Source organism: Prevotella melaninogenica, assembly GCF_003609775.1.
In the GTDB taxonomy this organism is placed as follows: Bacteria; Bacteroidota; Bacteroidia; order Bacteroidales; family Bacteroidaceae; genus Prevotella; species Prevotella melaninogenica_A.
On sequence record NZ_AP018049.1, the window covers coordinates 221,368 to 237,175 of the forward strand.

Genomic DNA, 15,808 nt, shown 5'->3' on the forward strand with positions numbered 1-15,808 from the left:
GATAATGAAATATATAGTTAAATTCCGTTTCTTCCACTGGCTTTTACTGTTTGGCTGTCTGCTTTGTGTCCCGCATAGTGTACAAGCACAGGCGTGGGACGGAGAAGGAGATATTAAAGTTTATGCAGGTTATGCCAATGTTGGAGGGAGATCAGGTATAGAGTTAGGTAGTGATTATGCGCTTAGCGACTACGTTTCAGTAGGTGGACAGGTAACTTATGTCAATGTGAAGGACTATGATGAGGGACGTGATAGAGCCTTAATGGGGTATGACCTCAGTCTGATGGGTAACTATCATTGGGCTGAAGTACTGAAACTACCATCCGTACTGGATATTTATAGTGGTGCTTCTGTCGGCTTACGAACAGCTGGTTTGCAGGTAGGTGTGCGCTATAACTTCAGTGAGGCAATCGGAGTCTATGGGCAGGTTCGGCAGAATCTCTTCAAGACTTTTAGCGATGATGTGGAACATGGGCGCGTCTATCAAGGCAAAACAGCTCTCTCTGTGGGTCTGACTGTTACGTTCTGATGTAGTGAATAGAAACAACAAAGACTATCGGGAACTCCGATAGTCTTTGTTGTTTAGTGTAGAGTTTATATTTGTTTCTGACTTTTATTCAATGTTTTAAAATTAGAAACTGAGCACCATTGCTTGTCGTTGAGCCAAAGGAATATTCTTTGTGAGGTCTACTGTAGCACCTGTGAGGACATCGATTGCAGTGGTATGTGTACCAATTACTTCGGCATAACGGGCTACATCGACTTGGTTGTCGGCCTTTTTTCCATTGAGGATGGTGAGGACCGTCTTGCCATTATGTTGACGTGCAAGAACGTAAACACCATGGTGAGGAATGAATTGGGTCTGAGAACCATTGATAATTACATCGTTGTTCTGTCGCCAATGGAGGAGACGGCTGGTCCAATCAAACATTGCATTCTCGGCTTTGGTACGGCCTTCACGTGTGAACTTATTGACCTTATCGCCTGGGAAACCACCTGGGAAGTCTTGACGTACATTACCATCGGTCTTCTCTTTTGTACCATTCATCAGAATCTCCGTACCATAATAAAGCTGCGGGATACGCTTCATTGTCAGCAAGAGGGCGTACGCCTGCTTCAAAGCCGTTGAATCCTTACCATTGCCAAGATAGCGATCAGTATCGTGATTCTCAATGAATGCCATCACAGAAGATGGGTCAGTGTAGAGGTAATCGAAGCAAAGAGAGTTGTAAATGCGGTTCCATCCTTTCCACCAGTCGTCTGTTTCCTCGTTCTTTGCCTGCGAAAGACGATCAAAGAAGGCGAAGTCCATTACCGTTTTTAGATAGCTGTTGACATCAGAGAGCTTGCTGTCTTTTTGCCAAGCAGCCGTGTAAGCAGGTTCTGTTACCCATGTTTCGCCAACGGTGTTGAAGTTAGGATATTCCTTATTGAGGACCTTCATCCAGTCTGCCATTGCTTGTCGGTCTGCGTAAGGGTAAGTATCCATACGGATACCATCAATACCAACGGTCTCAATCCACCAAATAGAATTCTGAATCAGATACTTGATAACGTGTGGATTGCGCTGGTTGAGGTCGGGCATTGACGATACAAACCATCCATCAACAGTCTCAGCCATATCCACTTTGCTGGCGTATGGGTCAAGAACAGGAGTGAGTTTGTAACTTGTCTGAAGTCCATAATTAGGACTGTTAAACCAGTCTTTTGATGGATAGTCTTTGATAGTCTTGCCGTTCTCATCCATGCGTGTGCCCTTAGCCCATGGATGATAGTCGCCACAATGGTTGAAAATCATATCCATAACCACCTTCAACCCCTTCTTATGACATTCATCTACGAGGGCTTTATATTCTTCGTTCGTACCGAAGCGAGGGTCAACGCGATAGTAATCGGTTGTTGCATAGCCGTGGTAGGTACTGTGTTTGCCACCATCGGCAGGGCGATCATTCTCTAATACTGGCGTAAACCAGAGTGCTGTAACACCAAGGTCGGTGAAGTAATCGAGGTGTTGGCGGAGTCCTTCGAGGTCGCCACCATGTCGAAGACTTGGCTCATTGCGGTCGCAGAGTTGGTCTTCCATCCCTTTAATAACGTCGTTCTTTGGGTTACCATTAGCAAAACGATCGGGCATCAACATATACAATACATCCGAAATATCGAAGCCTTTTCGCTCTGTTCCAGCCATCTCACGTGCCTTTAGTTGGAACTTCTTCGTAGTCTTTTTACTATTCTTATTAGCGAAGGTAAGGGTTATCTCACCCGGTTTCGCCCCTTTTAAGTTAAGATAAACAAGGAGGTAATTAGGTGAATCGAGGCGTACGAGCGAGTCAATCTTTACGTTAGGGTAGTCCGTTGTGACGTCAGCAAACTTGATATCCTTGCCATATACCATTAGCTGTAACGTTGGGTCCTGCATGTCAGCGAACCAGTTGGTAGGGTCAATGCGGGTAACGTTCGGTGTAGCTGTTCGATTATTGGCTTTCTTTTGAACTGCCGTACTGTTCTGAGCGGTCATAGGAGATGATAAAAGAAGTAAGAATAAAAGAATCTTCCAAGTCTTTTGAAAGAGAGGAAGATTAGGATAGTTGGTTCTTTGTTTGCGGTTCATTTTAGGTAATTTGTTTTGCTGTGGTATTGGGCTTATTAGCCGTATTAGCCTAATAGGACCAATAAGCCCAATATTCCTGACAGCTATTAATAATCTGCTGAATGGTCAGTACTCCTCTCTTCGAGGGAGAAGTGGAGAAGGATAGGGGCCCTTAATCATGCAAGATAAGGGCTGACTGGGCATCAACCATTACCTCACCACCTTCCATCTTGCCTAATCCAGCCTCATTCACTTCACCATTTGCACATACGATAGTGTACTGACCCTTAGGGATGTTTACGGTGCGAAGCTCCTTGTTGGCGTTGAGGATGACGTAGATGTTCTTCCACTTGTCACCACCAGCGTGGTCTTTTAGACGGAAAGCAACCAAACAGTCCTGTACAGGAAGGAACTCAAGATGCTTGCGAACGAGGTCGGCTTTGCCCAATCGGAAGGCTGGGTGTGCCTTGCGAAGGTTGATGAGTCCACTGTAATAGTTGAATACCTGTGGATAAGTCTTGAGGTTATTCCAGTCGAGGTGATTGATACTATCAGGTGAATTATACGAGTTATGCACTCCTTTCTTGTTACGAAGCATCTCCTCACCAGAGAGCATGAAAGGTACACCCTGTGATGTGAAGATAGCTGTTTGGGCAAGTTCATTCAGACGAATCAGCTCATTCTCGTCGTATTCAGCCTCTGGAATAGAAGCCTTCAGACGGTCAACAAGACACAAATCATCGTGACAGCTGACGTAAGAAATCATCTGAGTAGGCTCAAGAGCGTATGGTTTCTTAGAATAATTTACCTTTGAGTAATCTACCTGTGGATGCTCAATCATACCTGCGATACCCGCTTTTAGACTCTCTTCCAAGCCTGTAACACCACCAAGGAAACCGGGCTTATGGTCGTCAGAGAAGGGTCCACGCAAGGCATCACGAATATCATCAGAGAAAGCAGCAATGCCCGGCATCTGTGGAACAGCAGCCTTCATAGCCAACTTCTCATGTGGGTAAGCACAGGTACCAGCACTCCAACCCTCTCCATAAACGAATATCTCAGGGTCGATAGCATTGAGTTCACGACGGATTTCGTTCATGGTTTGAATGTCATGTACGCCCATAAGGTCTACACGGAAGCCATCAATATGATATTCATTTACCCAATACTTCATTGACTCCAGCATATAATCGCGCATCAAAGGACGCTCACTTGCTGTCTCATTGCCACACCCTGAGCCATCTGATGGTGTACCATCAGCTTTGTATCGGTAGTAAGCCTTAGGATAAGTACGCTCAAAGTTGCTATTTGCGAGGTCGAAAGTATGGTTGTAAACAACGTCGAGGATAACTCTGATACCCGCTTTGTGCAATGCTTGTACCATCTGTTTGAACTCCGTGATACGACGAGTTGGCAGATTAGCATCGTATGAATAGCTTCCCTCTGGTACATTGTAGTTCAATGGGTCATATCCCCAATTATACTGTGGAACGTCTGGCTTGGATTCATCTACTGATGCAAAATCGAACGAAGGGAGGATATGTACAGCATTAATACCCAACTTCTTCAAGTGGTCAATAGCCTTCTGCTCTGTCAAGGCAAGGTATTTACCCTTGTGCATTAAGCCCGATGAGTTATCAATAGAGAAGTCACGATGGTGCAACTCATAGATAATGAGATCTGCCGGACTCTTAGTCGGTACACGACGATCGCTCTCCCAGCCCGTTGGGTTAGTCTCCTTCATGTCAACAACGGCACCACGACCGCCATTACAACCTACCGCTTTGGCAAAGACACCCGGTGTCTCGCCGTGTCCGATATCGAAGGTATAGAACTTACCTTTGAGATCTCCCTTCACAGTAGCAGTCCAAGTGTTGTCTCCACTTGGTGTAAGTTTCACCTTCTTGTAGGCTTTTCCACCTCGTCCTGCCTCATAAAGGCGGAGCGTTGGTTTAGAGGGAGCATTGAGGCGGAAGGTTGTCTCACTCGGAGAATAGGACATCTCGTTGAATCGCTGCTGAGCAGTAGCGTTCTGTGAGAATATGAAAGCAGCAACAGATGCTGCAAGTTTATATTTTATTTTCATTGGGTGTTGAATGTTGGGTGTTGAATGTTGGGTGTTGATGATTTGGATGATGGGTGTTGGGGGGGGTGTTGAATATTAGGTGATGATGGATTGTTATAACAATTTACAATAGCCATCATCACCTATTCTTTTTATCGACCCGCCTGATAGATAAGGTCTGTTATCTGCTCATTGAAAGCCTTATTCTTCATCAAGTCCTCAATGCTAACGTGCATACGGTAACGCCAGTAATGCTTTGGATTGGCAGGAACATTGATACGCTCAGCATTAGGGTCAGCCAAACGCAATTCCTCGTCGATGCTCATCCAGTCCTGAATACCGAGGATACAGAGCATACTTGGTGATGTAAGGTGACGGCTTACGATGTCTCTTGCCAACCAACCTGGTAGTGGGTGAGGTGCTGGACCACCACGATGTAACATACTATTGAAGTAATCCTGCGCACGTTCCCAGTCTTCATCCCACCACTGACGTAGCGTTGCCATGTCGTGAGTAGAGATGGTGCTAACACTGCGGTAAGGGTTCTCACCAAGATGACCGAAGCGTACCTTTGGATCCTTTGGCATACTCTGAATCTCAAGGCTGAGAATACGTAGCTCATTCATCACCCATGCTACGCAATCAGGAACCATTCCCAAGTCCTCTGCACAGACAAGCATACGAGTCGCATTCACCAACTTAGGCAACTTCTTCATAGCCTCCTGATACCAGAACTGGTTATTACGACGATAGAAGTAATCGTTGTAAAGCTTATTGAATATAGCCTTATCGCTATCGTAGAGACTCTCATAAATAAAGTCGAACTGTACGCAGATACGTGGATGGAAGCGGTTTGGATCCTTATGGTCACGAACGAAGAGAACATTGCTGATTAATGCGTAAAGTCCGTCACGCAGCCAGATGTCAACATCAGAGGTCTTACCAGCAAATGCTTTCTCAACCTTTCGCTGTGTGTCATACGCTGAACGCATCTTGTATCTGTCGCCCCATACATGTTCCACATACTTCTGTCTTACCTCATCAGCGTGCTCACGGAAGATGCGATCGAGTACCCAATCGGCAATGAATGGCTCAGTGAAGAGTTCTTCCTGCCAGTGTAGACCATAGCCTTCAATCTCCTCACGGCTCATACCGAGTGATGGAGAGAACTGACCAAGCAGTCCGTGTACCGAATGAATAGGAATCTCCCAGATACGGAAGAAGCCGAGAACGTGGTCGATGCGATAAGCATCAAAGTATTGCGCCATATTCTGGAAGCGGTTTACCCACCACTGACAGCCGTCCTTAATCATCTCATCCCAGTTGTAAGTAGGGAAACCCCAGTTCTGACCATTCACTGAGAAATCATCAGGTGGAGCACCCGCCTGCCCGTTAAGGTTGAAGTAACGTGGTTCTGTCCATACGTCACAGCCATAGCGATTAACACCGATAGGAATGTCACCCTTGAGGATAATCTTATGAGCCTGTGCATATTCGTGTACCGCCTTCAGCTGACTGCTCAACACGAACTGTACGTAATAGAAGAAAGCCACCTCTTTATAAGCCTTGTCCTTAGGATTAGACAATGCCTTGCGGTCAGCCTCATCCCATTGCTTATGGTCTGGCCAGTGAGAGAAGTCGGCTGTTCCGAACTTATCTCTCATATAAGAATACTGTGCGTAAGGCACGAGCCAACTCTCTGTTTCAGCAAAGAAGGTTTTGAAAGCAGTGCTTTCGAGTACCTTAGTACCTTCCTGTTCAAAGAGCAGACGGAGGTATTCATTCTTCGCATCGTTCACGCGCTCATAGTCAATCTGTGGTAGTGCGTTAAGCTCTTTGCGTAGTTTCTCGAACTTCTCACTCTGTTTCTTGTCCTTCAATGCAGGTAATGCAGTAAGGTCAGCATACTGTGGATGGAGGGCAAAGATAGAGATACAGCTGTATGGATAAGAGTCTGTCCACGTGTGTGTGATAGTTGTGTCGTTGATAGGGAGAATCTGCAGCGCACGCTGGTTGGTCATACTCACCCAGTCAACCATCTTCTTCAAATCACCGAAGTCACCGATACCGAAGCTTGTTTCCGAACGGAGTGAGAACACTGGTACCAAAGTTCCTGCAACACGAACGGCAGGAAGTGGGAAAGCAGCCTCTGTCAATTCATAAACAACAACGTCGCCTTCGTCCATTGTAGGCAATGTCACGGTACGGTTGTCGCTGTACTCCCATACAAGATTCTCATTGCTATCATTGCTCTTGACGAAGAACTTTACTTCAAGTTGGTCGCCAACAAGTTTTGTAGCATCTAAGGTATAGCTCCACTCGTTGATATTATACTGTGCCATCTTCAGTGCCTTCTTCACGTTCCAAGCACCTAATGCAGGCTCAGCACCTACAAGATAGAGCTCATCCGTAGCACCTAACTGTGGTGCACGCACCTTCAGCGTGACAGCTTTGTTATAGTTATTGAGTTTACCCTTAGCCATCTTCTTGCCAGCAACACAATCGGTGATAGCAGAAGTATAGAGATAAGCATTGTCTGGAATATCACTCCAGTGGTCGTAAACACGATAGTTAAGACTGCGTTCTGTGTCAAAGTCAAGACGATGATTCACGATACCCCATTCTTTTCGCTGTTCGTTATCTCCACAGAGAATGCTGTAGAAATATTCGATATGCGTTCCTGGCTTTGCATCTTTCTTCACTTCCACCTCCCAGTGGTAGCCATCAGATGTGCGCATTCTGTACTGTGAGGCCTCTATAGCCCCGTTGTGTTGACCTGTGATAATATTCAGGACAAGGTCTTGTCCGTAGTAGGTCTGGTAGTCAATGTGAAACTGTATGTTCATAGAGTTGGGTAGTTATTTTTCGTCAAAGATAATAATATTAATCAGAAAAAGCAATACCCTTTTACATGATTTATATCAATTCTTGCGCAATCGTTTGCATATTGCTGAATTGGCGATAATTCATGGCTAATCAACTAACGCTCTATAAGTATAAATAAAACCTTATTTTCGATGCTCTCTAACGCTACTTTGCTTTCGTGTTAGTGCTTAGCACCAATGGTGCACACGCCCAACACCAATGGTGCGGGGCTGCAACACGGTCGTTAGAAACGGTAAATAAGTTTTGTGATGGGTACTATATGACTTGTAAACTGCGAATGGCAAACTTGTAAGAGGATGTTTGTTAGCTGATGTTAGCTATTTATTTGCATAGGAAAGAATGCTTTATTGGGATTGATTTCTCAGTGCTTTATCATTTCTTTTCATGGTGATAAATATTTATTTACGTGAGAAGAAATATTTATTTTCATGAAGAAAAATATTTTTTTTCATGAAAATAACTTGTTGGTGAGGGTAGAGTGGTAGTGAGTTGCTGATAGAAAAGGTTTATTTTGTTGAACGATAAGAGGTGTAAAAAGCGTTTGTAGAAAAGGAAAAGGTGTGCTGAAACACTTTTCAGCACACCCTTAAATTCAGAGAGATTATAAAAAAGTTATTGTTACCCTTGCTCTGCAGGACGGCGTACCTTTATGAATCCAACGGACATTGCACCGAGGATAAGGGAAACGCCTGCTACAATCATCATATTACTTTGTACGGAGCCAACCATCTGGAGTAGTACTCCGCCAATAGCCGCAGCAATAATCTGTGGGATACAGATGGTTCCGTTGAACAAGCCAAGATAAGTTCCCAAGTGGCCATAACCCTCGAGCGCATTGGTCACTAAGGTGAATGGCATTGCCAATATCGCCGCCCAAGCGCATCCAATGAGGAGGAATGGGATGAACATAACATACTGGTCGTGTACGAAGGCTGCGAGGATAAAGCCTGCTGCACCTAAGATAAGCGAGAAGGAGTATGCGAGTTTGGTGTTCTTGAACTGTGGAAGAACCATTGCCCACAGCACTGAGCCAATAGCTTGTACAGCAAAGAGAATACCTACCCAGTTGCCTGCTTCTTGATAGCCCTTTGTCATCGTTGCATCATGTGCAAGCATATCTACGCCCCAACAGTTAGCTGCTACGGTTCCATTGGTATAAGTCCACATATACATAAAGGCGAACCAGCAGAAGAACTGTACCAAACCGACTTTCCAGAAGGTAGATGGAGCGTTCTTAAGAAGTGTGAGTAAGTTTGCCTTTGATTCGTTCTCTGTATTCTTAACGCTATGGTATTCAGCGTACTCCTTTGGTGGCATCTCCTTTACCTTGGCTGTGGTAAAGATAACACAGAGGATGAGGATGGCTGCACCAATATAGAAAGAATAGACCACAGAGTCTGGTACTACACCCGATGGAGCTTGGTTAGAGATACCTAAGAAGGTGAAGAAGAATGGGAAGACGTAGCCGGCGATAGAGCCTGCATTGCAGAGGAAACTCTGAATAGAGTAGGCGAGTGTCTTCTGTTTTTCGTTGACCATATCTCCCACCAACATCTTAAAGGGTTGCATAGCCATATTGATACTTGTGTCGAGGAACATCAATGAGACAAGTCCAAATACCATAGCCGTTGAAACTGCCATACCTAAAGAGCCCGCATTCGGCAGCAGACACATCACGAGAACAGACATGGCTGCACCTACGAAGAGGTAAGGAATGCGACGTCCGAAGCGTGTCCACGTCTTGTCTGAGAGCGAACCAACAATCGGTTGTACGACGATACCCATCAATGGAGGGAGTATCCAGAAGTAGCTAAGATTGTGAGGGTCAGCACCTAATGTTGCGAAGATGCGTGAGATGTTGGCACTCTGCAGCGCGTACGCAATCTGCACTCCAAAGAATCCAAAGCTGAGATTCCAAAGTTGCCAGAAGCTTAAGTTAGGTTTTTGTTTCATTGTTATGTTAGATTTTGTGCTCCCTAAGTCCCTCTTGAGAGGGAGTGCGAAGCTTGTGTTGTTTGTTTTCTTTTGAAGATAGGGTTATTAGGCTTATTGGGCTTATTGGGCAAATAAGCCCAATTTTGTCCTCAGCACTCCCCTCCTTTGGAGGGGTTGGGGGAGGGCTCCTTATCTCGTTGTCCCTCTGATAATCAGCCTTGTCCTTACCACACGTTTCTCAACTCGATTTTTAGGAAGTCTTCCTTCTACTTGGTCGATAAGAATACTTGCAGCCTCTTCACCAACGCGAATTCCTCTTTGTTCCACAGTTGTCAGCATTGGATCGCAGGCAATGGCACGTTGTCCATTAGTGAAGCCACAGATAGAGATGTCTTCTGGAACACGGAAACCTAATCGTTTGCAGGAATAAAGAATACCGATAGCCGTATCATCATTGACGGCAAAGAAGGCATCTGGTGGTTCGGGAAGTCGCATTATGCTTGGCGTGATAAGCTCGGCTTCTGATCTGTTGTCGCAGTTCTTTATCAGTTGCTCGTTAGGTTGCATACCATTCTTCAGTAAGGCATCAAGATATCCATTATAACGGTTCTTTGCGATTTGCATTGTTAACGAAGTGCCGTAATATGCAATACGCTTGCAACCAGTATTAATAAGGTGTGTGACGGCAGAGAAAGCACCCATGTAGTCATCAACAACTACTCGGCTTGCATTGACACCCGTACTGATACGATCGTAGAAAACCAAAGGCATACTCTTATCTATGAGTGTTTGGAAATGGTCGTATTTGGTGGTATTCTTCGCTTGAGAAACGATGATGCCACAAACCTTACTCTCCGAAAATGCTCGACAGATTTTCACTTCGTCCTCATAGTTCTCTCGGCTCTGTGCAACCATAATTCGATAGCCACGTGAGGAAGCCTCTTCTTCGATACCAGAAAGAATAGATGAGAAGTAGAAATGGTCAAGCTGTGGAATGATAACACCGATAACCTTAATCGGTTGTACCTTACTTTTGCGCAGACTCTCAGCAAGAAGGTTAGGATAGAAGTTATGTTCTTGTGCATACTTCTTTATTGCCTCACGCTTTTCTGCAGAGATACGAGGACTGTCTTTGAGTGCACGAGAGACGGTAGCGACCGAAACACCAAGGTCTCGGGCTATATCCTTCATTGTTATGTTGGTTGAGTCACTCATGCGATTTAACTTTGTTTTTAGTCTGCTAATGGTTTTATATCGCAAATATACATATTTTCTACAAATCCTTTGACCTATGTCAATTTATTTATCTTATATTTATTTGTGCAATCGTTTGCATTATGTAAATTGCAAATTCAAAGCAAAAATAGTATAAAGTAGCTTAAACTCAACTACCTTTGCAGCAGAAAAAGCCCAATTAGCGGCTATTAACCTACCTTTGATCAAGCTAAACGAATATTACTTTAATCAATTTATAAATTACTTTAACAATAACAAAGATGAAGCAGGTAAAATGCAAATTTCCTGTTAGGATTTTGACTCTATTGTTGGGTCTATTCCTTTCAGTCAGTGCCTTTGCGCAGTCTACGATTACTGGACAGGTGAAGGATGCTACTGGCGAGCCAGTTATTGGTGCCTCTGTCCTTATTAATGGGACAGGTAATGGTACTGTGACCGACCTTGATGGTAACTTCTCTATCAACGTACAGCCGGGTGCTACGTTGACAATCTCTTACATTGGTTTCCAGAAACAACAAGTGGCTGCAACCAATGGTATGGTAATTACACTTCAGGAAGACCAAGCACAGCAGATGAATGAGGTTGTTGTTATTGGTTATGGTGCTGTTAAGAAGAGTGACCTTACGGGTTCTGTGACAGCCTTGAAGCCAGATAGCAAGAACAAAGGTCTTGTTGTTAATGCACAGGATATGCTCGCTGGTAAGGTTGCTGGTGTGAGTGTAACAAACGATGGTGGTACTCCTGGTGGTGGTGCTAACATCCGTATTCGTGGTGGTTCTTCTTTGAACGCATCTAACAGTCCATTGATTGTGATTGATGGTGTGGCTATGGACCAGACAGGTGTTAAGGGTGTGAGCAATCCTTTGTCACTTGTAAACCCACAAGATATTGAGTCTTTCAACGTTTTGAAGGATGCTTCTGCTACTGCAATCTATGGTTCTCGTGGTTCAAATGGTGTTATCATCATTACAACTAAGAAGGGACGTCGTGGCTTGCAGGTTTCTTATAATGGTAGCTTTACCGTTAGTAGGAATTCTAAGAATCTTGATGTCTTGTCTGCTGATGAGTATCGTAGCCTCATAGCAAACAAGTTTGGTACTGATCTTTATACCCTTGATTCTAATGGTAATCAAGTTCCAACAGCTTATTCACGCCTTGGTAAGGCTAATACTAATTGGCAGAACGAAATCTTCCGTACTGCTATAAGCCATGATCATAACGTAGCTGTTTCTGGTCAGGTTGCTAACTGGTTGCCTTATCGTGTTAGTGCAGGCTACACAAACCAGCAGGGTATCATTAAGACTTCTAACTTTGAGCGTTTCACAGGAGCGTTGACATTGAACCCTTCTTTCTTGAATGACCATTTGAAGGTTACGTTGAATGCAAAGGGAATGTGGACAAAGAACCGCTTTGCTGATGGTGAGGCTATCAAGGCAGCACGTCAGTTTGACCCAACACAGCCAGTCTATGCGTCTGGTTATGACAACTTCGCAGGCTACTACCAGTGGCTTGATGATGGTACAGCTCTCAATGATAGTAGCTGGCCAAAGACCTACTATTTATTGGCAACAAAGAACCCTGTGTCTATTCTTAACCTGAAGAACGACCGTGCTATCAGCCGCGACTTCCTCGGTAGTGCAGATTTCGACTATAAGGTTCATGGTTTTGAAGACCTCCGTCTTCACGTTACAGCGGGTATTGATGTAGCTAAGGGACGTCAGGTAACAGATGTTGATCCTGCTTCTCCACAGGCAATCTATTATGGCTCATACGGTTGGGAATCGCAGTTGAAACGTAACATGCAGCTCTCTGCATACGCTCAGTACTACCACGATTTCAATGATAAAGCAAAGAATCACTTCGATATCATGGCTGGTTATGAGTGGGCACATTTCTGGCATAACACTAAGAATGCTTATTGGAGTTATTATCCATCAACAAACAGTGATGCAACTCTTGCAGGCAAACAACGCAATTATGCACCTTATTACTATGCGACAGAGAACTACCTCGTATCTTTCTTCGGTCGTGCAAACTGGTCTTTGATGGATGGTCGTTATATGGTAACTGCAACCGTACGTAATGATGGTTCTTCACGTTTCAAGGAGCATTGGGCAACATTCCCATCATTTGCTTTCGCATGGCGTATCAATGAAGAGAACCTTTTCAAGCAGATTGACTGGTTGTCAGACTTGAAGCTTCGTCTCAGCTGGGGTATGACTGGTCAGCAGGAAGGTATCGGCGACTACAATTACTTTGCGATATACGAAATGAATAAAGGTAATGAATCTACCTATCCAATCTCTGGTGATGGTTCTTTGGCTCGTCCAAAGGCATACGATCCAAACTTGAAGTGGGAAACTACTACCTCTTATAATGTAGGACTTGATTGGGGTATTCTCAAGCAGCGCCTCACTGGTAGCGTTGATTGGTACTACCGTAAGACCACCGACTTGCTCAATAGTGCAACCGTACCTGCTGGTTCTAACTTCCGTAATCAGGTAATGAGCAACATCGGTTCTATGTATAATATGGGTGTTGAAACAAGTCTCCACTGGTTGGCTGTGAACGCTAAGGACTTCAACTGGACAATGGATTATAACTTCACCTATAACTATAATAAGATTACTAACCTTAATGGTGGTAACGATCCAGACTACTTCGTACCAACAGGTGGTATTTCTGCCGGTACAGGTGGTAACATTCAGGCACAGCACGTAGGTAATGCTGTTAACTCTTTCCACGTATTCCAGCAGGCATACGACCAGAATGGTAAGCCATTGGAAGGTGTAGTTGTTGACCGCAATAGCGATGGTAAGATTACTGATGCTGATAAGTATTACTACAAGGCACCTGCAGCACCAGTAACAATGGGCTTTGCTTCACGTTTTGAATATCGCAACTGGGACCTTGGTTTCGCACTCCGTGCAAGTCTTGGTAACTATGTTTACAATGATGCTTTTGCAAGCACTTCTAATATGTCTAACTCAGAAATCTATGCAAAGAGCAAGTTCCTTGTGAACCGTCCTAAGGACGTAGTGGCTGACAACTGGTTGTCAACAGAGACTACATCTACACAGACAGACTACTGGGTACAGAATGCTTCATTCTTGAAGATGGATAACGTGACCTTGGGTTATAGCTTCGCTAACCTTCTCAAGCAGGGTTCATGGAATGGTCTTACTGGTCGTGTTTATGGAACTGTGAATAACGTGTTCTGCCTTACTAAGTATAAGGGTCTCGATCCAGAGGTGTTCAATGGTATTGATAACAACCTCTACCCACGTCCAATCTCATTCATCTTGGGTTTGAACCTGAATTTCTAAATATATAAAAGAGTAAAGACAATGAATACTAAATTCAAATATATATTCTCTGCAGCAGCACTTCTGTTGTCAGTAGGATTTACCTCTTGTACAGGCGATTTGGATGTAAAACCAATTGATCCAAATCTTAATACAAAGGAAAATACGTCACCAGAAAGTGCATTCAATAAGTGCTATGCTCATATTGCTATGGCTGGTAACGGTGGAGCTAATGGCGATAGCGATGTTGATGGTATTGACGGCGGAACCAGTGGTTACGTACGTCAGTTGTTCAACTCACAGGAATTGACCACTGATGAAGCTATCTGCGCATGGGGTGATGAAGGTATTTCTAACATGAACTTCAATAGCTATGACGCTTCACATCCAATGTTGAAGGGTTTCTATTACCGTCTTTATGTTGGTATTACCTATTGCAACCAGTATCTTGCAGACTTCGGTGACTACAATGCAACGATGTCAGCTGAGGTTCGTTTCATCCGTGCCTTGAACTATTATTACCTCTTGGATGGATGGGGCAATGTTCCTTTCACAACAGCTATTTCATCTGCTAATCCTGCTCGTATTCAGCGTGCAGAACTCTATAAGTGGCTTATTGACGAGTTGAAGAACGAGGTTGAGCCTAAGCTGAATGATGCAAGTCCAAAGACTTCTACCACTACTGGTTATGGTCGTGTTGACAAGGCAGCTGCTTGGATGCTCTTGGCTCGTCTTTATATGAATGCTGAGGTTTATACAGGTACTGCTGATTGGGCTAACGCTAAGACCTATGCAAAGAAGGTTATCGACTCTCCTTATAAGCTCTATACTACCAAGAAGGGTCAGTGGAGTGCTTATCAGCAGCTCTTTATGGGCGATAATGGTGAGAACGGTGCTTCTGTTGAGGCTATCTTCCCAATCCTTCAGGATGGTTTGAAGACTACTTCATACGGAACAACACTCTATCTCATGGCTGGTTCTAACGACAACAGCGAGCATATCAAGAGTGCAACTGTTGCTGGTAACAACACAACTGGTGGTTGGGCTGGTAACCGTATGCGTACAGACCTCGTACAGAAGTTCTTCCCGAATAACGATGCTCCAAATGTTGCTGCATACGCTATGCCAGCAGCTGCTGATGACGATCGCGCTCTCTTCGATGGTGAAGGTCGTACTGTAAGCAATGGTGACGATGAGAAGGGCGTAAAGGTATTTACCAACGGATTCTCTGTTTGTAAGTTTAATAACTTCAAGACGGACGGCAGTGCAGGTCATAACTCACTCTTCCCAGATGCTGACTTCTTCCTTATGCGTGCTGCTGAGGCTTACTTGATGTATGCTGAGGCTGACGCACGTCAGAACAATGGAACAACAACAGCACAGGGTACAGCTTATATCAATGCGCTCCGCACGCGTGCTAATGCAACTACTCAGACCGCTTACTCACTCCGTCAGATTTGTGACGAGTGGAGTCGTGAGTTCTACTTTGAGGGCTTGCGTCGTACAACACTTATCCGTTTCGGCTACTTCGGTGGTAATGTTAATTACAACTGGAGCTGGAAGGGTGGTGTGAAGAGCGGCCGTAACTTCGACTCTCACCTCAATCTCTTCCCAATTCCGACAAGTGATATGGTTGCTAACAGCAACTTGATTCAGAATACTGGGTATTAATTAAGGTGTTGTCAATGGCTGAAAAGTCTGGTGAAAACCGTGATTGAATCTCTCGGAAATCATCATTGGCAAATTCTTTTCATGAAAATAAATATTTTTCTTCATGAAAATAAATATTTC

General features: G+C 44.4%; 8 protein-coding genes. 3 read left to right on the plus strand and 5 right to left on the minus strand.

The features are described 5' to 3' along the window. The first annotated feature begins 4 nt into the window (after positions 1-4). A complete protein-coding gene (locus tag PMEL_RS00815; RefSeq protein WP_120174593.1) occupies positions 5-529 on the plus strand; it encodes a DUF6646 family protein in 525 nt (174 codons plus the stop codon). A gap of 102 nt (positions 530-631) precedes the next feature. Here PMEL_RS00815 and PMEL_RS00820 read toward each other — a convergent pair whose 3' ends face one another. The 5 genes from PMEL_RS00820 to PMEL_RS00840 form a co-directional block, all read right to left on the minus strand. Continuing rightward, on the minus strand, positions 632-2,611 hold the full coding sequence (locus tag PMEL_RS00820; RefSeq protein WP_120173549.1) for a glycoside hydrolase family 13 protein: 1,980 nt from the start codon (positions 2,609-2,611) through the stop codon (positions 632-634). 151 nt (positions 2,612-2,762) lie between these two features. Further along, complete coding sequence (pulA, locus tag PMEL_RS00825) at positions 2,763-4,676, minus strand: type I pullulanase (RefSeq protein WP_120173550.1); 1,914 nt, start codon at positions 4,674-4,676, stop codon at positions 2,763-2,765. A 131-nt stretch (positions 4,677-4,807) separates the two neighbouring features. Next, positions 4,808-7,501, minus strand: a complete 2,694-nt coding sequence (locus tag PMEL_RS00830) for a 4-alpha-glucanotransferase (RefSeq protein WP_120173551.1) — start codon at positions 7,499-7,501, stop codon at positions 4,808-4,810. 658 nt (positions 7,502-8,159) lie between these two features. Then, complete coding sequence (locus PMEL_RS00835) at positions 8,160-9,494, minus strand: SLC45 family MFS transporter (RefSeq protein WP_120173552.1); 1,335 nt, start codon at positions 9,492-9,494, stop codon at positions 8,160-8,162. 171 nt (positions 9,495-9,665) lie between these two features. Then, positions 9,666-10,691, minus strand: coding sequence for a LacI family DNA-binding transcriptional regulator (locus tag PMEL_RS00840; RefSeq protein ID WP_120173553.1), 1,026 nt, complete (start codon positions 10,689-10,691; stop codon positions 9,666-9,668). A 281-nt stretch (positions 10,692-10,972) separates the two neighbouring features. On the opposite strand from PMEL_RS00840, the gene PMEL_RS00845 reads away from it, so the two are divergent. Together PMEL_RS00845 and PMEL_RS00850 are read left to right on the plus strand one after the other, a co-directional pair. After that, positions 10,973-14,038 (plus strand): SusC/RagA family TonB-linked outer membrane protein, encoded by a 3,066-nt coding sequence (locus PMEL_RS00845; RefSeq protein ID WP_120173554.1) that lies wholly within the window; start codon positions 10,973-10,975, stop codon positions 14,036-14,038. 21 nt (positions 14,039-14,059) lie between these two features. Next, entirely contained in the window at positions 14,060-15,688 is a 1,629-nt protein-coding gene (locus PMEL_RS00850; protein WP_120173555.1) for a RagB/SusD family nutrient uptake outer membrane protein, read from the plus strand. Positions 15,689-15,808: the final 120 nt, after the last annotated feature.